The sequence below is a fragment of the Sphingobacterium sp. Lzh-3 genome (assembly GCF_046764375.1).
Classification (GTDB): Bacteria; Bacteroidota; Bacteroidia; order Sphingobacteriales; family Sphingobacteriaceae; genus Sphingobacterium.
Genome location: NZ_CP177226.1, coordinates 5,488,417 through 5,506,181, shown reverse-complemented (window position 1 = coordinate 5,506,181; position 17,765 = coordinate 5,488,417). Strand labels below are relative to the sequence as shown.

General features: G+C 38.5%; 13 protein-coding genes. 9 read left to right on the top strand and 4 right to left on the bottom strand.

The window, feature by feature from the left end:
- Positions 1–10: 10 nt before the first annotated feature.
- Genes ACLCDV_RS23250 through ACLCDV_RS23235 form a run of 4 tightly spaced genes read right to left on the bottom strand, consistent with a single transcriptional unit; the run spans position 11 to position 4,660 of the window.
- Positions 11–1,519, bottom strand: coding sequence for a proton-conducting transporter membrane subunit (locus ACLCDV_RS23250; RefSeq protein WP_411972355.1), 1,509 nt, complete (start codon positions 1,517–1,519; stop codon positions 11–13).
- On the bottom strand, positions 1,516–1,872 hold the full coding sequence (locus ACLCDV_RS23245) for a Na+/H+ antiporter subunit C (protein ID WP_046671609.1): 357 nt from the start codon (positions 1,870–1,872) through the stop codon (positions 1,516–1,518). Before ACLCDV_RS23245 ends, ACLCDV_RS23250 begins: the two co-directional genes overlap by 4 nt.
- Entirely contained in the window at positions 1,872–2,294 is a 423-nt protein-coding gene (locus ACLCDV_RS23240) for a Na+/H+ antiporter subunit B (RefSeq protein ID WP_046671608.1), read from the bottom strand. Before ACLCDV_RS23240 ends, ACLCDV_RS23245 begins: the two co-directional genes overlap by 1 nt.
- 56 nt (positions 2,295–2,350) lie before the next feature.
- Complete coding sequence (locus ACLCDV_RS23235) at positions 2,351–4,660, bottom strand: putative monovalent cation/H+ antiporter subunit A (RefSeq protein ID WP_411972354.1); 2,310 nt, start codon at positions 4,658–4,660, stop codon at positions 2,351–2,353.
- A gap of 412 nt (positions 4,661–5,072) precedes the next feature.
- Between ACLCDV_RS23235 and ACLCDV_RS23230 the strand changes: the two genes are divergently transcribed.
- The 9 genes from ACLCDV_RS23230 (at position 5,073) to ACLCDV_RS23190 (ending at position 17,275) form a co-directional block, all read left to right on the top strand.
- Positions 5,073–5,594, top strand: a complete 522-nt coding sequence (locus ACLCDV_RS23230) for an RNA polymerase sigma-70 factor (RefSeq protein ID WP_411972353.1) — start codon at positions 5,073–5,075, stop codon at positions 5,592–5,594.
- A gap of 52 nt (positions 5,595–5,646) precedes the next feature.
- Entirely contained in the window at positions 5,647–6,798 is a 1,152-nt protein-coding gene (locus ACLCDV_RS23225; RefSeq protein WP_411972352.1) for a FecR family protein, read from the top strand.
- Between the two features lie 233 nt (positions 6,799–7,031).
- Entirely contained in the window at positions 7,032–10,652 is a 3,621-nt protein-coding gene (locus tag ACLCDV_RS23220; RefSeq protein ID WP_411972351.1) for a SusC/RagA family TonB-linked outer membrane protein, read from the top strand.
- Between the two features lie 11 nt (positions 10,653–10,663).
- Entirely contained in the window at positions 10,664–12,136 is a 1,473-nt protein-coding gene (locus ACLCDV_RS23215; protein WP_411972350.1) for a RagB/SusD family nutrient uptake outer membrane protein, read from the top strand.
- A 4-nt stretch (positions 12,137–12,140) separates the two neighbouring features.
- Positions 12,141–13,511, top strand: a complete 1,371-nt coding sequence (locus ACLCDV_RS23210) for a substrate import-associated zinc metallohydrolase lipoprotein (protein WP_317669434.1) — start codon at positions 12,141–12,143, stop codon at positions 13,509–13,511.
- Between the two features lie 3 nt (positions 13,512–13,514).
- Positions 13,515–14,846 (top strand): DUF4302 domain-containing protein, encoded by a 1,332-nt coding sequence (locus ACLCDV_RS23205; RefSeq protein WP_411972349.1) that lies wholly within the window; start codon positions 13,515–13,517, stop codon positions 14,844–14,846.
- Between the two features lie 71 nt (positions 14,847–14,917).
- Positions 14,918–15,961 (top strand): hypothetical protein, encoded by a 1,044-nt coding sequence (locus ACLCDV_RS23200; protein WP_411972348.1) that lies wholly within the window; start codon positions 14,918–14,920, stop codon positions 15,959–15,961.
- A gap of 30 nt (positions 15,962–15,991) precedes the next feature.
- Positions 15,992–16,804 carry a hypothetical protein gene (locus ACLCDV_RS23195; RefSeq protein ID WP_411972347.1) on the top strand — a complete coding sequence of 271 codons (813 nt, stop codon included), beginning with the start codon at positions 15,992–15,994 and terminating at the stop codon, positions 16,802–16,804.
- 30 nt (positions 16,805–16,834) lie between these two features.
- On the top strand, positions 16,835–17,275 hold the full coding sequence (locus ACLCDV_RS23190; RefSeq protein WP_411972346.1) for a PH domain-containing protein: 441 nt from the start codon (positions 16,835–16,837) through the stop codon (positions 17,273–17,275).
- Positions 17,276–17,765: the final 490 nt, after the last annotated feature.

The window sequence follows — 17,765 nt, the reverse complement described above, 5'->3', positions numbered from 1 at the left end:
TTTTATCATATCATTTCTGCCCTCCTAATACAGCGTTTATGTAAGGTGATGGATCCAATAATTGTGTCGCGATCCGATCCGCAACATGGATGATAGCTTCGGCATTGAGTCCAATATAGAGAGACGCCGACGCCAAAATAACAACTGGAAGTATAAGCATTGTTCTCTTATAGCCGATCATACCCGCAAATTTATCATCAATGATTTCCGGATCAGGCGCATCTTTCCAGAATACCTGCGCCCACATTTTGGCGATGACAAACAAGGTGATAAAGCTGCCGATAATCAGGGCACCCGCGAAAGCATATTTTTCTAACTGGAAAGCGTCTTTGAAAAGATATATTTTTGGCCAGAAGCCCGATAGTGGTGGAATGCCCACCAATGAAAATAGAACAATGGCAAAAAGTAATGAAATCTTTGGATATTGGGCATAAAGTCCACCCAGTTTGGTCATATCCATGGTGCCGCGGAGTTGTCGTATAACACCAGCGATGAGGAATAAGTTCGTTTTGACCATGATATCATGGATCAGGTAGAATACTGCGCCTAATAAAGCCCATTTGCTATATAAGCCCAGTCCACCAATCATAAAACCGATATGACAAACGATCAAATAAGAAAACAACCTTCGGATATTGGTTTTGATCAGTGCGCCAAACGCACCCGTCAGAATAGTCAATATGGCTAAGACGATAAGCAGTTCCTTGGTAAAATGATTGGGAATAAATAGTAAGGAAAATACGCGGAACAAGGCGTAAATCCCAACCTTGGTCAATAAGCCTCCAAATGTCGCTGCTACGGCCGAAGGTGGCGTATGGTAAGAGGACGGTAACCAAAAATAGAGTGGAAATACGGCGGATTTAATCCCAAAACCGATCAGGAAAAATGTTGCTGTAATTTCTACTAATGCCTGATTTTGTATTTTAGGAATACGGAGGGCCAGGTCGGCCATGTTTAACGAGCCCGAAATGCCATAAAGTATACCTATTCCTGTTAAGAAAAATGTGGAAGCCAGGATATTCATGGCCATATATTTTACGGCACCTTCCAATTGGGATTTTCTGCCCCCCAAAGTCATCAATACAAAAGAGGAAATAATAATAACTTCAAACCATACATACAGATTGAAGATGTCACCGGTTAGAAAAGCCCCATTGAGCCCCATCATCAAAAAGTGAAAGATCGGGAAGTAACCGTAGAGAATACGCTGGCGCCCTACGCCGACACAGGAAAAGATGGAGACCGCCAGCCCTGCGATTGAAGTTAGGAGAACAAGGGTACTGCTGAAAAGATCGGCAACAAAGACAATTCCAAAAGGAGCTTTCCAATTGGCCGCATTCATGGTTAAAATACCACCATCATAAACCTTGAAGAATAGTTTAAAGGCAAGAATGAGCGCAAGCAAGCTTCCACCGACACTCAGAAAACGTTGTGCAGTGGATTTGCGCCAAAACATTAGTTGGACAATAGCAATAAATAAATGCACGATGATCGTGGCTATAATGTGGTTGTCTATCATATATCTTCTTCCTCAGGCGTGTTCAAATCATCCAAATCATCAGTACCAAGCAATGCATATACACGCTTGAGTAAAACGATGGCAAAGGAGGTTAGGCCAAAGCTGATCACGATGGCCGTTAAAATAAGTGCTTGCGGAATCGGGTCCGCATAAATATCGGTGAATACCTTCAGATCGGGTCCAATGATAGGTGGTTTACCTTTAATAATGTTTCCCAATAAGAAGATCAATATATTGGTACCATTGCCCAGTAACATGATACCCAGCAACAATTTCACCATGCTTCGACGCAAGATGAGGTATATTCCGGCAGCATAAAGGATGCCGATCAATAACACGAGTATCAGTTCCATTATTCTTCTTCTTCAGTAGTTAAAGCAATTGTAAATAAAATCGTCAGGACGACACCGATGACAACAAAGTATACACCAAGGTCAAAAAATAAGGCGGTTCCTATCATCCCGATAACGGGAATTTTCTCTTCCAGCCAAAGCCCGGTCATGACAGGGTAGCCAAAAAATGCAGGTAAGAACATGCTTATGGCCGAAATCCCCAATCCTATGGGAATAAGTGACAGCGGTTTGTACTGAATCAGTTTCATGGTGTTTTGAGGGCCAAAGGCAAAACTATGCAGCACAAAGGCAATCGAAGCAACTAAGCCGCCAACGAAACCTCCGCCTGGGTAATAATGCCCCCTGAGTAGAAGGAACACCGAGAAAAGTAAAAGTATCGGTAATAAATACCGCGTAGCGGTCTGTAATATTGTACTGTTCATTTGTTACTATTTAGCAAGGAGCTATCAGCTCATTTGTGCATAACCTTTATCTATCATTATTCTTTATCCGAGGATTTTAAACGTAATTTTAATAAGCTGTATACCCCTAATGCAGCAATACTCAATACCACAATTTCAAACATGGTGTCAAAACCTCTGAAATCGACAAGCAATACATTGACAACATTTTTTCCTTTAGCAAGCACATAAGCATAATCGCCATAGAAATCACTGATATTGGTTGTCGTTGGTTCATGGAGTACACGCAGTGCAACCATGGATAGCAGAATGCCAAAAACGATAGCGACCACGGCGTCGCGAATGATGGTGCGTCGGTTGGCCAAATTCAGAAAAGAAGGGAGCTTAAAGAGTACCAATACGAAGAGTACCACCGTGAGTGTATCGATGGTGAATTGCGTCATCGCTAGATCTGGGGCGCTGTAAAATACGAAAATAAGACATATGGCATAACCTACCACACTGGTGGCTACTACCGCAGTTAAACGGGATGAGGTGCGGATGGTAAGTACAATGGCACCGATCAAAATGCAGACTGTGGTGACTTCGTAGAAACTCACTGGCGATAGGGTTTCCCATTTGATATGGAGTGGTCCCCCCAGGTATAACTGGTAGGCGATCAATAATTCGGCAAATAAGATAATTTTCAACAGATACGAACGCAAATAGCCGTTGTGCATTTTGTTGGTGAAGAAAGTAGAGAATAAAACAATTTCCTGCGCACATAATTGAATGATATATTCAGGAGAAATCTTATTGAAATTTGCAATCCAAGCCAATTTTTTCTCGCTGGGCCTGTTTGTGAAATAAAGTAACGTACCAGCGGCAATTGTAATGGCGCTTAATAGGAGGATTAAATTAAAGCCATGCCAGATTTTCAGGTGAAATGTTTCGGGTTTTGCGAGTATACTTGTTGCGGTAGGTCCGGCAATCCATTCGCCGACAAGTCCTGGGATGCATCCAAAGACAACTCCTAATATAGCTAAAAGTAAAGGTGGGATCCACATGGCTTTATAGGGCAGGTGGATTGTATTAAATTGCTCGGGTAGCTTACCCATAAAAGGTTTGATACCGGCCATAAATCCAGCAGAGACCAAGAGTATATTTGTTATTACTGCAGCGACGGTCAAATAGAGAAATAAATCGGGTGTGGCATGCAGTGTTGCCTCGTAAATCAGATCCTTTCCAATAAATCCAAATGTAAGTGGAATACCGGCACTGGAAAGTGCCGCTAGGAAACCAGCCATAGCGACAGGCATTAATACCTTGCGTAGCCCCCGCAAGACTGTAAGATCCCGCGTTCCGGTTTCATGGTCTATAATCCCCGTAATCAAGAATAATGCGGCTTTATATAAGGCATGTACGAGTATAAAGACACTTGCTGCAATAATGGCGTCCTTTGTGCCGAGGCCCAATAAGAAAACCAAAATACCTAGTGCGGATATCGTTGAGTAGGCTAGAACTCCCTTTAAGTCGGTTCTGAAAAGGGAATGGAATGCGGCATAAAGCATCGTGAAGACACCAATGGCCATGAGAGAATACATCCAGATTGGGTTGCCCCCAAGTATTGGTGAAAAACGGGCCAAAAGGTAGATTCCGGCCTTCACCATGGTTGCGGAATGTAAGTAGGCCGATACAGGCGTTGGCGCTTTCATGGCACCGGGTAGCCAAAAATGAAAAGGAAATTGTGCCGATTTCGTAATAGCACCAAGTGCTATCAGGCCAAAGACCAGCGGGAACAATGGATGCTGCTGAATGAGTGATACTTTACCAATGAGTGCCGTAATATGATAGGTGCCGGCAATATTACCGAGTAAAATAAAACCTGCCAAAAGGAAAAAGCCGCCTAAACCGGTAATAGATAACGCGGTCAATGCGCTTTTTCGTGAGTCCTTGTTGTCATTGTTAAATCCTATGAGAAAAAACGAACTGATCGAGGTCAGTTCCCAGAAGATAAACAATAATAACATATTGTCCGACAGGACAAGTCCCAGCATCGCCGACATAAAGAGACAGAGGTAGCCAAAGAACCGATCGATATACCGATGCCCTTTAAGATAGGCATTGGCGTAGAAAAAGATGCAAGCTCCGATTCCAGTAATCAATAAGGAGAAAAGTAATGATAGTCCATCTAATTTAAAATCCAGATTGATACCTAAAGAGGGTACCCATGACGTCGACTGTACGAAATAGGAGCCTTGACTAATTGGTACAATATATTGCGTAAAGTATAGAAATAGAAGTACCGGTAAGAATGCGAGAATAAAACCCCATTTGGTTTTTAGGAATCGACCAAATGGAACAATAAGGCTCGATGTTATTAATCCTGATAGAACAGTAAATAGCATTTAGTCTTTGTTTTAATTTTTTATTGAAGTGTTTGTTTTACTTGTCAATAAGAACCTTCTACAGTTCATCGTTGCCAACGCTTATATAGCGATGAAGGTTTTTTGAAAGTTTACAATATAGTAAAAAAAAGCGGAAAATGGTGTTTTTTCAGCTGTTTTTCCTATGAATAAATGATAAAAACAGGGATTTTGTTTTGACGTGAGAATAAATTTTTAATGAGAGAATAAGCTTGCAAAAAAGGGTCAAGAGAAGTTAATTTATTGAGAAATAGAATTTTTAAGCCTAGACATTAATATTTTATGTAATAAAAATGTTAAATTTTGTTAAACAATATTAAAAAACTCTATCTTAGAGTAGTTAATCAGCCGCCAAGGACTGTTTCTAATCAATTTTGTTATACCCGTTGGAATTATGGGCTCTGAAGAGAAGTTATTTAGAAGGTATTATAAAAATTTATGCCACTTTGCATGGAAATTTGTGGGAGAATCTTCCGTTGCAGAAGATTTGGTGCAGGAAGCTTTTATAACATTCTTTAAGGAGCAACAACGAATGGATGAGTCGGAAACGTTTGTACGAAACTATTTATATACTGCGGTGCGATTTTCTTGTCTGAAGCATTTAAGACATGAAAAAGTAAAAGAAAAATATTGGACCCGAGTAAAGTTCAATGAAGAAGACGCGCATTCTGTTGAACTGTCCGTGATTCATACCGAAGTGATCAATGAAGTCTATCGAATTATCGCCGAAATGCCTACTGCGTGTCAGCAAATTTTTAAGATGGGCTATTTAGAAGGCTTGTCGAATCTTGAAATTACCGAAAAACTTCAGATCAGCGTAAATACCGTTAAAACGCAAAAACAGCGAGGCATGAAGATTTTACTGGATAAGCTGCATCCCGAATTTTTACCCCTTGTTATTTTTTTATTCAAATAATTTTAATTTCTTGTCACCCTTGACGATTCTATAGGGTTTCTAACCTATGGATATGAAAGCTAATACCAATTACATAGCCAAACTCATCAATAAGTTACTTCGTGGTCAAGAAACCATGACGGAGCGTAATGCTATTGAGCAGTGGCGGAAATCGGACAAAACTAACGATGATTTGCTAGAAAGCTTTCGGGACGCAAAAAATATTGAGGAGGATCTTATCTTTTTGGACAATTTGGATGAAGATCGTGCTTGGCATAAAATTCAACATGTTTCCGCTAAAGCAAAGAGAAATTATAGACCACTTCTTCGTGCGGCAGCCATTCTCGTGATATTGCTGGGAACAGCGCTCTTTTATATCCTTCAGCAGAAAGGGAGAGTTTTAGAGAAAGTAGCAATTGTACATCCTGTAAAAGGGGATATTTCACCGGCGCAATCTGGAGCTTTACTCGTCCTGGCGGATGGATCGATTATGCCTTTGGAGAAATCTAACAAAGCTGTTGATCCGAAAATAGTTGCCTTAACACATAAAGATAGTGTTGATCAACTGAATAATCCGAAAGCTGAGACTCGAATACAATTTAATACGCTGGTTGTTCCAAAAGGGAATTTTTATAAATTAAATTTAGAAGATGGTACTCAGGTTTGGGTAAATGCCAACTCTCAGCTTAAATTTCCTGTAAAGTTTAAAGAAAATGAGCGTCGCGTTATCTTGGAGGGGGAGGCTTACTTCGAGGTCGCTCATGAAGCTGAGCGTCCTTTTGTTGTGGAATCTAGAGGAAGCGAAGTGAAGGTGTTGGGAACGCATTTCAATATTAACGCTTATAGTAGTAATGTCCGTACGACATTATCCTCGGGAAGGGTTCAAGTTAGCCATTCAGGAAATGTTATTGTTCTTGAGCCCGGAGAGTATGCGAATCTCAAAGGTGAACTTCTCAGCAAAGGGAAGGCAGACTTAGATCACGATCTTTCCTGGCATAATAATCAGTTTTATTTTAAGAAAGAAACGATTGTAGAGATTGCCTCTACACTATCTAAATGGTACGATGTTCAGGTTCGATTTAAAAAAGATGTGGCGCTGGATAAGGTGTATAATGGTAATTTTAAACGCGATGTTAAGCTGTCCGAAGTTTTGGAAATGTTGACTTACGTCTGTGATTTGAAATTTGAGCTTCAAGGAAAAGAATTAATTGTCGAAAACAAATAAAAAGGAGTGCTTATGTAAGAAAAATAATACCTAACCTAAAGGTCTTACATAAAAAGTAGAACAGGAATGTTGCAGCATCCCTGTTCCGAAATGATCAAAAGGCCTAGAAATTTTTAAAGCGAATTAAGTAAACCCAATTAACCACAAAAAGTAAATGTATGAATAACTTACCATTTGGCAAAACGTGGCGACTGATACCTCATGACCCACGGTTTTGTAAACCTTTACGTATTATGAAAATTAGTACCTGCCTTCTTTTCGCCTTTGTGACCGGAGTTCAAGCCAATGGCCTTGCACAGAAAGTTACTTTGAAGATGAAAAATGCAAGAATTGAAGAAGCATTGAATGCGATTTCCAAACAATCCAATTTGCAATTATTTTATGGGGAGAATGTTGATTCTAAGGTGAGGGTCAATGTGAACTTAAAAAATGCTTCAGTAGAAGAGGCATTGAATTCTGTCCTACGCAATAATCATATAGACTATAAGATTATAGCAAATACGATTTCAGTTAATGGCGAGGAAGGCAGTCGTTCGGATCGAAATGCGCTGCAACAGGGTATCTCTGGAACTGTTAAGAGTCAGGACGGAAAAGGGTTGAGCGGAGCGACAGTAACCGTAAAAGGAACCTCTATTTCAACACAGACTGACGACTTGGGCCATTTTAAAATCAATGCTTCTACATCGGCTGTTTTGGTTGTACGGTATGTAGGATTTGGCACACGGGAAGTCTCTATGGAGGGTAAGTCAACCGTAAATATTACACTTACAGCTAATGATTTAAAATTAGACGAAGTCAACGTGGTTGCGACTGGATATCAGAATCTTGATCGTAAGTTTTTCACGGGTGCATCCACGAAAATTGATGCGAAAGAAGCCGAACGAGCTGGGGTTCCTGATGTTTCCCGGATGTTGGAAGGCCAAGCAGCGGGTGTCTCTGTTCAAAACGTATCTGGGACATTTGGTGCAGCACCAAAAATTCGGGTACGGGGCGCAACCTCATTAACTGGGGATAATAAACCTTTATGGGTAATTGATGGTGTCATCCTAGATGAGGCTGTCAATATCTCCAACGAAGCATTGTCTACAGGAGACGCAAATACACTTTTAGGCTCTTCTGTAGCTGGGCTAAATCCCGACGACATCGAATCGATTACCGTTTTGAAAGATGCTGCCGCAACTGCGATGTATGGTGCTGCTGCGATGAATGGAGTGGTCGTCGTGAATACAAAAAAAGGTAAAAATACAGATGGGCAGGTACATTTTAATTATTCCGGAAACTTTACGACTTATATTAAACCCAACTATAATCAATTCGATATCATGAATTCTGCTGAGCAGATGCAGTTGGTAATTGATATGGAAAACAAAGGTTATCTCAATCACTCTCAGGTTTCGAGAGCAGGAACAGGAGGGGTATTTACCAAAATGTATAATCTCATGTATGAGTATGATCCAAACACCGATTCTTTCAAACTCAGAAATGATGCTCCTTCTCGCTATAATTTTTTACAACGTTATGCAAACGTGAATACAGATTGGTTTGACTTATTGTTTAGAAATAGTTTTGTACATGACCATTCGTTGAGTATGAGTACTGGGACTGCAAAGGCACAGACCTATGCTTCAACGAGTTTTATGAATGACCCCGGTTATACGCTTGGTAATCAGGCAAAACGTTTTACGGCTAATATCCGTAATAACTATAAAATCAATGATAAATTGAGTACAGAGTTTATTTTTCAGGGAAATATTCGTGATCAACGTACGCCTGGAACTCTAAATCGTAACTCCGATGCTGTTTATGGTAGTTATTCCCGGGACTTTGACATTAACCCATATTCCTATGCGCTAAATACCAGTCGTATTATTACACCGTACGATGAAAATGGTGACTTAGAGTATTTCACGCGAGATTATGCACCATTTAATATCTTCAATGAACTTGATAATAACTATATCAAACTAAAATTGATGGATATTAAAGTTCAGGCTGGTTTAACGTATAAGATTTTGCCCTCTTTGACCTATTCAGCAACCGGAATGTATCGTTATTATAATTCTGAAAGGCAACATATGATCACGGAGAATGCCAACCTTTCTAAAGCCTATCGGGCAAATCAAGACCAAACTGTCAATAGCGGAAATCGCTTTCTCTATGCTGATCCCGATTTTCCAAATACCGATAAATATGTTATTCTTCCCAATGGGGGATTTTTTAATGTTGCCAATAACAATATGATTAGTTATTATATGCGGCATAATTTAGAATTCAACAAAAAGTGGAATGACCATACCATGAACTTGTTTGGAACCTATGAACTCCAATATGCGGATAAGCAGAGCCACGATTTTAATGGGCCAGGAATCGAATATGGAAATGGCAATCTGGTTTTACCTGCCTATCGGTATTATAAAAAACAGATTGAATCTGGCGATTCACCATTTGCGATGAACTATACTTATGACCGCAAATTAGCTTATGCATTGCGCGGCGCTTATAATTATAAAGATAAATACTCATTTAACTTTACAACACGTTATGACGGAGCCAATAAAATGGGGCGGACGAATGTTGCAAGGTGGTTACCGACCTGGAACGTATCGGCAGCATGGGATATCGATCAAGAGAATTTCTTTAATAGAGATAATAAGATCTTGTCACGTGCTAGGTTAAGGGGAACTTATGGTCTGGTTGCTAATATGGGGAATGCTTCCAATTCTTCGGCTGTTTTCTATAATGCTATTACTTATAGACCTTACGACGGAGAAAAAGAAGGCAAGATTAGTATAAGTGGCCTAGAAAACTCCGAGCTAACCTGGGAGAAAATGTACGAACTTAATATTGGTACAGATTTAGGATTCTTGAACGATCGAATCGATCTGAACTTTGATTATTACAGGCGTAATATATTTGATTTAATTGGGCCAATTCGTACTTCAGGGATTGGTGGACAATTTGAGAAATTAGCAAACTACGCTGATATGAAAGGTCATGGGGTTGATATTCAGGTTGGCGGATATCCATTTAAAGACCCGAATGGTTTTACTTGGCGTACACAGCTTACACTTGGTTTTAACAAAACGAAAATTACCAAATTAAATGTAACTCGCAATATCTGGGATTTGATTTCCGGCGAGGGTGGAGCAATGGTCGGCAAACCTCATAGGGGTTTGTATTCTCTGGACTTTGATAAATTGGCCGCCAATGGAGGTTATCCGACTTATATCGGTACAGATGGTACTCCGGGTGAAACTTATTTCTGGTTTCAGGACAATCAAACGGAGTTTCTTAAATATGAAGGTCCTGTGGATCCGACGCTTGCCGGAGGTTACTACAACCGATTGGAATATAAGAACTTTAGTTTTTCCTTTTTGTTGAAGTTTGGTCTGGGCAATATGGTTCGTCTACAGCCTAATTATTCTCCTGTGTATCTAGATATGTATAATGTATCAAGGGAACTGATCAATCGTTTTATTTACAAAGGCGACGAATATTTAACAGTAATTCCTTCTACACTCGATGGGTTAACAGCAGAATTTGATGTCCAGAATGCTGCCGGTAACCGTACGGCATCTGTTTATTCTTATAATGCTTACAATTATTCATCAGAACGTGTTGCAAAAGGTGATTACCTACGTTTATCGCAAATTTCAGTGGGATATAATATTCCCAAATCTGTTGTCAGTAAAATTAAATTTAGAACTGCGCAAGTAAATTTGGTGGGGAATAACCTATGGTTGATTTATTCAGATAAAAAATTAAATGGAGTCGATCCTGAGTTCTATAACAATGGAGGGGTAGCCTTACCCGTTCCGAAGCAAGTAACTCTATCTGTAAAATTGGGATTTTAAACGACTAAATTATGAAACTTACACATCTTAAATATTTATTCATTTCTTCTACGCTGCTACTCAGCAGTTGTAACAAATATCTTGATCAGCAACCGGATATGCGCGCCGAGATCAATACGGTAGATAAAGTCAAACGACTTATTACGTCAGCTTACCCTTTTGGTAATTATCTTGCAATGGCCGAAACCTATTCAGATAATGTGGAAGATAAAGGCGTAGGTGGACTATATCAGCCAGTTCCTTCCCTATATCGTTGGCAAGACATCAACAACAGTGATACGGATAGCCCCAATAGCTACTGGAATAATTGTTACGAAGCTATTGCAGCTGCGAACCATGCTTTGGCTGCAATCGAAACAAATAATTTCGGAAAGGAAATTTCCGCATTCAAAGGTGAAGCTTTGGTTGCAAGGGCGTATGCGCATTTTATGCTCGTCAATTTCTTTGCGAAAGTTTATGACTATAAAAATCCGCAGGGTAATACCTCTCCCGGAATTCCATATGTGACAGAACCGGAGACCGTGGTGATCAAAAAATATGATCGTGGAACGGTGAAGTCTGTTTATGATAATATTCGGAAGGATCTGGAAGAAGGATTAGCGCTTTTAGACGGGAATCCAGCAGAATGGAATGTACCTAAATACCATTTTACACCAGCTGCTGCGCATGCTTTTGCAACACGCTTTTATCTGTTTACTGGTGAGTGGCAAAAAGTGGTTGACAATGCTAACAAAATTTTTGCGGGAGGAAATTTTGCAGGAAAATTAATTCCTTATAATTCCACATTCAAGAAAATGACCTTCGAGGAGGTACATACGGTCTTTTCCAAGGCCGATCAACCTTATAGTTTGTTGATTAATGAAACTTATAGTGGTTATCAACGCTGGTGGGATAATCGTTATGCTATGGGGATCAATGTGTTTCAAAAGATTTATAATGGTACTACTGCTGCAGGAGCGAAGTTTTATAATTTCGGTGTCTCCTATGGTGCTCCACACTATACTACTTATATCTGGAAGGAATTTTGGTATGTAACAAATGCAACCGCAAATACGGGATTTCCTATGCTTATGGTCCCGGTATTAATTACAGATGAGGCACTAATGAATCGGGCAGAGGCTTATTTGGAATTGGGAAATAATGCAGCTGGTATTGCAGATATGAATTTAATGGCAAGTAATCGAATAGATGGTTACAATCCTACAAACCATGCTGTAACGGCTGCAAAATCCAAAGCATTTTTTGGTGTTCAAGATGATAAGGAAGCACTTATTCAAACGGTTCTACAATTTAAACAAGTTGGATTTATGTCGATGGGTTTACGTTGGTTCGATATTATTCGTAAAGGCATAACAGTAAAACATCTTATTATTGCCAACGATGAGAGTGAGTCTTATATCGAATTAAAACCTGAGGATCCACGACGTGTTTTCCAGATCCCACAAGAAGCGAAGTTGTCAGGTGTTGAACAAAATCCAAGGTAATTTTATGAAAACGATAATAAAAACATGTATAATAGTCGGTCTGTTCGCCAGTTTATATTCCTGTGTAAAAGAGGAGAAGCTGAATACTAAAATTGAAAATTACGATACCTTTGTTCCAGGAGCTATTGACGAATGGATTACAAAGAATCTGACCGATCCCTATAATATTGAAGTAGTCTACCGGTATCAGCGAAATATGCATGATATTAATAAAAATATAGCACCGGCAGACGAATCCAAGGTTATTCCACAAATGGATGTGGTAATTAATGGATTTTTGGATGTTTATAAGAAAATCGGGGGAGTACCTTTTATAAAAACATACACACCCAAACAGTTTGCTTTATTTGGATCAGGTGATTACGATGTGGATGGCTCAGTAAAAGGAGGAACTGCAGACGGAGGTAGAAGGATCACTTTGTATGGGATTAATAATTTTGACATTGCGAATTCAAATTCTGTAACCGGTAACCTTCAGGTTATTCACCATGAATTTACCCATATCCTAAATCAGATGAGATTTATCCCTGCTGAGTTTGGAAAAATATGTGCAGGTGATTATTACTCGAATTGGACTGCACAGGAGAATGACCAGGCAAAAGCAAGATCATTGGGCTTCATTACACCTTATTCGAGAAAGTCGATCGGGGAAGATTTTGCCGAAGTCTTATCACATTTAATTGTCGCTGGTCAATTATATTATGACGATTTTGCTTACGATAGTGGAAAGGATGCTTATCCCAAGTTTAAGCAAAAGGAGGCGATTGTACGGGATTACATGATGCAGAATTTTAACATTGATGTAACGCAATTGCAGATTGAATTTCAGCGCGTCATGTCGGAAAAATACAAATCTACACGTTATTCCGCTACAACGGCATTGAGCAATGACTATGTTGGTTCGTTGGACTGGGATATCCGAAACACCTGGGGATTAGAAAACACGATTTCCAGCAAGCAAAGATCACTATTTATGGCAATTTTGGATGAGCTCGGAGGCTGGACCACCAAATCAATGACCTTCCAGTTTGTCTCCGCTACAAAGGCAACATTAAACATTGGATTTGGCGATAATAATGTAACCTACACGGCATCCTATGACTTTGATATTGTTAAAAACGCAGACAATACATTTAAAATCGCTAAGTCGGCGACCCAAGGGACAGGCAATAATTATGGTAACGGTACCATCGATTGGGTATTAGAAGATACGCAACCCCTGATAGATTATTTGGGCAGTACTAGTTTTTCAGCCGACTGGAAACAAGTCGATTTGTCGGTCAATCCGAGCGATTATCTGCAATTTTTGATCTTAAAAGATATAAAGGATCCAAATGCAACATTTATGGGCAAAGTAAATTTGAGGAAGTATTAGATTATGAAAAAGATATTTTATTTAATGTTTTTGGTCCTATTGGCTTTCAGTTGTAGCAAACCAAAAGAAATGGATCCCATATTCGGTAATCCCGATGATAGGATTTCCGATACATTATTGTATGTTAAAAAGACATTGGTAGATGCACCATACGGGTGGAAAGCTTATACAACCACGGAGATATCCAAAGGGGGATATGGCTTCTATATGCAGTTTGGTGAAAATGATCGATTAAAGATGGTTGCGGATTTGAACGAGAATACATCTTCCGTAATAAAGGAGTCCACCTATCGCATACGTCAGATAATGTATGCTACGCTTTCTTTTGATACGTATAACTATATTACTATGTTGCAAGATCCAGATCCTAGTGTTTTTGGTGGAACAGCTGGGAAAGGGCATGGTAGTGACAATGAATACGATTACGTGAAGACTCATGGCGATACCTTGTTCTTTCAGGGACGTAAGTTTATTAAACCGCTTATTCTGGTTAAAGCAAAAGAAGATGAAGCAAAAAAATATACTTCAAAGGGCTATCTTGATGTAATTAACAAAAATAGAGCATTTTTTAAGAAAAACCCGTTAACCTCGATTGTTGTGGGCAATGTGGAAGCAGAATTGGCATTTGGTTTTCGAACCAAAAGGATGTCTATTATTACTGCCAATGCAGATGGAAGTTTTTCTTCTTCCTTTGTTGAATTCTGTAATACAATAGATGGACTTGAAATCGTTGGTGGCGTCCTAATAAATAATGTTCAACTAAAACGTTTCATATGGAAGGATGAGAATTCTCTTATTGGACTTGACAAAGATGGCAAGGAATATCCGTTGAAAATTAATGCTTCTTCAGTTGTTCCGTATCTTACAGCTTTAGGAGCAAGTTTCTCTGTGATTACAATTCCGGATGTGACCACGTATAATGGGTGGAGTACAAATTTTGCGACACGTAAAGCGCAAGCAAAAGCGGGAATTAATAGATGGGGATTTGACGGGGTTAATTTCTTTATTTTAAGGACTATAGATTTTAAGTTCCAATCTGTTAATAAAAGAATGACTATTGTGTTTAATACGACATACGAAGGTTCTAAAACATTCACCCTAACGTATAACTATACCTACGCCATTGAAAATGGTAAATTTAAATTTACATTAAGCGGAACACCTACGGGAAATGATGGAGCACTTTACAACGATGTTCGCTATTTACTGCAGGAGCGGATCAATGTTGATACGTTTGAACTGGGATACTTTGTAAATTCCGAAACCGGAGAAGTCATGTCCCAATTTAAGAGCGTTGAGCATCCTGATTTTTATTTTACAGGCCAAAATAATTAATATTTTAATTCAGTATCGATCGGGCGATGGCCTTGGTCGATACTGATATTTCTATTTATAATGATGTTGCTATGAAAGAATTTTATAAAAGTATTTTAATTCTTGGATTACTGTTTATTGGGGGATGTGGTAAAAATTCATTAGAACCAAATAGGTCGCAAAAATTTGCTGCTAGTAAAGACAACGAGTTTATTGAGGAGGTAGTTGTTTCAGCTACAGAATTTAATTCTTGTGCAGAAAAATACAATGATTCTACGATGCGATATATGAGATATGCTGGTACACATGATGTGTCAAATTACGACTTTGCAACGAAAATGTCGCAGCTAATTCAATCAAGTTTGGCATGCTCAGCTTCAACATCACCGAATACACCTGTTGGACCTCAGCCATGGACTCCCAAGCCAATCGACGTGAATATAGATTATACTCCTGACGTAATTTATACTTATTTAGATAATCCTTCGCATTATATCGGTTCTTCCAATTTGACGACAATGAAATGTTTGATTTCTTCGTACAAATCTCTCATAGCTCAGAACCCGATTGTAAGTGATATCAATGAAAGAACTTTGTTGTTTTCTAAACAGGTCGTAAATGATGGCTATGAGAATGTCTATATTAATCCTTTACCACATTATGATCCTTGGAGTGGATTTTATCTTTTAGCAGCGATACAGACCTTGGTAGGAACAAGAGACATTAGCGAACAGATCTATAATCAATATTTTGCTGGTAATTCAAATGAAACTATTGTTTATCCTGTTGTTCAAAATATTGGTTGGATATATATAGGTAACACTGGTGGGGCGAACCAGGAAAATATTCTTCCTGAGGTTCCAAAAACTGTACAGATAAATTATAATTCTAACTTCGCTTTATATGCACCAACTTGGGAAAAGATTTATCAAGATCCGCGAATAGAGCCTATGCCTAGTACTAGCATATATTTTAATAGTGTTAACAATAAACTGTACTCCAATAGCAGCCTTACCCAATATGTACCAGATGGCTTATATAGATTGCCAGCGGAGCATCAAAGTTTGTATGAGAAGAATCATTTTATTGTTGAAATAAAAAATGGTGAGATCTATAAGCAGTTTGGAAAATCCTAGATAATATGGCTAAGCCAAGTGAGCAAGATTATGATAAAAATTCCTAACCTAATTATCTTTTTTTCAGTTCTTATTTTTTGTGCTTGTTATAGGCATACTCATGTGATAAAGACTGAAATTATGGGAAAGCTTCCCGTATCAGCTCCCTTCTATATCGATTTATATAGTTTCGAGACAGGTGAAAAGATGGTGTCTGATACATTAGATCAAGAAGATTTTGTTTTAACTAGTAAATCGCTTCCAAAGGGGATTTATCAATTGGTTTTTTCGTGGGAGCGGAATGTGGTGAAGCCGCAGGAGATTGAGCGATTTGCCCGTCAGCCTGAACTTGGTACACCAAAGTATTATATTTCAACTACATTTTGGCTCGATCCCAATGAGTCTGGGAAATATAAGTTCTTGCTTGAAAGTCCTGGTAAACAAGCCGAGTTAGAAGAACTATTGTTGGCTAAAAATGAAAGCGAATCTATTAAAATGGCGGTTGTATCAGGTGGGAAAAACAACAAGTTATATAATGAATACTTAACACTGGTGGATCGTTTTAAGGATAAAAACAGACATCAAAAAGATAGTCTTCAGCAAGTAGCAATACGTTATAGTGATCATAAATTCTTGCAAGAAGTAGGTCGGATACAAAAGCTCTTATCAAAAGACTGGTTGGTGAATGTGGAGAATGAATTGTTAGCAGATGAAATCGATTTTATGAAAAGGAATATTGACGCTGAGGTTATTCCCCGTATTTATAAAATTCAGCTAAATAATAAAGATAACGTTGAACGATATCATGAAGTATATAGCTTATTTCCATTGAAAGTGAGGCAAAATCTGGCTTTAAAAAATTAAAATTATTGAACTATTAAAAAATCATTGATTATGAGAGAAGTCTTTAAAACACACATAAGTTTCGGTAGTTATATCTGGGGAGTTGCGATGACTATATTCATCGTGATGTTATCTTATAAAGGTCTTGAAAAAGGACTGTATCTGGGGACACTATTGTTATTTGGTATATTCGCAATAACTTGGTATTTTACATTCTTTTATAAAAGGTATTGGATTGAAGGTGATAAGCTTTTTATTAAGACAGTCTCCGGTACGAAATCTGTTGATATTACTTCTATACGAAAATTAGAAACAGATAAGGTAGACTGGCTTGGTACAATGAGACTTACAATTTTAAGACCCTATAGAAAAGGATTGGTACTGCATTATAATAAGATTGACGATATATTCGTCGATCCAGAAAGTCCTACTGAGTTTATCGAAAAATTAAAACAGATTGCACCGAATATCGATGTCATAGCAGGTAAATAGGCTGGAGTTTTAAGTCTACTTTTAGAACTATCTCAGTTGTTAAACCTAGAGTTGTTTATACTGGACGACTCTAACTTTATGCCAATAGGAGGTTCTCCTCTGATATAGAAGATAATTCGAAATAAATATGAGACTTCCTTATACATTAAATTGGCGATATTCATTTGGAATTTTCGCTAATAAATATGGACGGTGGCATCTCTTGTTACAATTAAAATTGACTTTTTGACAATAAGTTCTTTTTTTTGAGCCGTTCCTCTTTTTTATATTTACCCCCCTTAAAGAAGTTATCTTTTATTTTTTTACTGCCGATTTTCTAAGTTTATAAGTGCAAAAAAGCATATGAGATTCCGCTTGGTAACTTTTTTGTGTGAATAATAAAAAATATTTAGCATTTTTACCAAACAATTATTAAGCACTTACATGTAAGTGCACATACATGTCCTAAAATATCCGCTACGAAGTACAATTTGTAGTCGCGGGATCTTTA

Bases quoted from the DNA above. Each gene is read 5' to 3' on its own strand.
- ACLCDV_RS23250 (WP_411972355.1), bottom strand. From the start codon at position 1,519: ATGATAGACAACCACATTATAGCCACGATCATCGTGCATTTATTTATT.
- ACLCDV_RS23245 (WP_046671609.1), bottom strand. From the start codon at position 1,872: ATGGAACTGATACTCGTGTTATTGATCGGCATCCTTTATGCTGCCGGA.
- ACLCDV_RS23240 (WP_046671608.1), bottom strand. From the start codon at position 2,294: ATGAACAGTACAATATTACAGACCGCTACGCGGTATTTATTACCGATA.
- ACLCDV_RS23235 (WP_411972354.1), bottom strand. From the start codon at position 4,660: ATGCTATTTACTGTTCTATCAGGATTAATAACATCGAGCCTTATTGTT.
- ACLCDV_RS23230 (WP_411972353.1), top strand. From the start codon at position 5,073: ATGGGCTCTGAAGAGAAGTTATTTAGAAGGTATTATAAAAATTTATGC.
- ACLCDV_RS23225 (WP_411972352.1), top strand. From the start codon at position 5,647: ATGAAAGCTAATACCAATTACATAGCCAAACTCATCAATAAGTTACTT.
- ACLCDV_RS23220 (WP_411972351.1), top strand. From the start codon at position 7,032: ATGAAAATTAGTACCTGCCTTCTTTTCGCCTTTGTGACCGGAGTTCAA.
- ACLCDV_RS23215 (WP_411972350.1), top strand. From the start codon at position 10,664: ATGAAACTTACACATCTTAAATATTTATTCATTTCTTCTACGCTGCTA.
- ACLCDV_RS23210 (WP_317669434.1), top strand. From the start codon at position 12,141: ATGAAAACGATAATAAAAACATGTATAATAGTCGGTCTGTTCGCCAGT.
- ACLCDV_RS23205 (WP_411972349.1), top strand. From the start codon at position 13,515: ATGAAAAAGATATTTTATTTAATGTTTTTGGTCCTATTGGCTTTCAGT.
- ACLCDV_RS23200 (WP_411972348.1), top strand. From the start codon at position 14,918: ATGAAAGAATTTTATAAAAGTATTTTAATTCTTGGATTACTGTTTATT.
- ACLCDV_RS23195 (WP_411972347.1), top strand. From the start codon at position 15,992: ATGATAAAAATTCCTAACCTAATTATCTTTTTTTCAGTTCTTATTTTT.
- ACLCDV_RS23190 (WP_411972346.1), top strand. From the start codon at position 16,835: ATGAGAGAAGTCTTTAAAACACACATAAGTTTCGGTAGTTATATCTGG.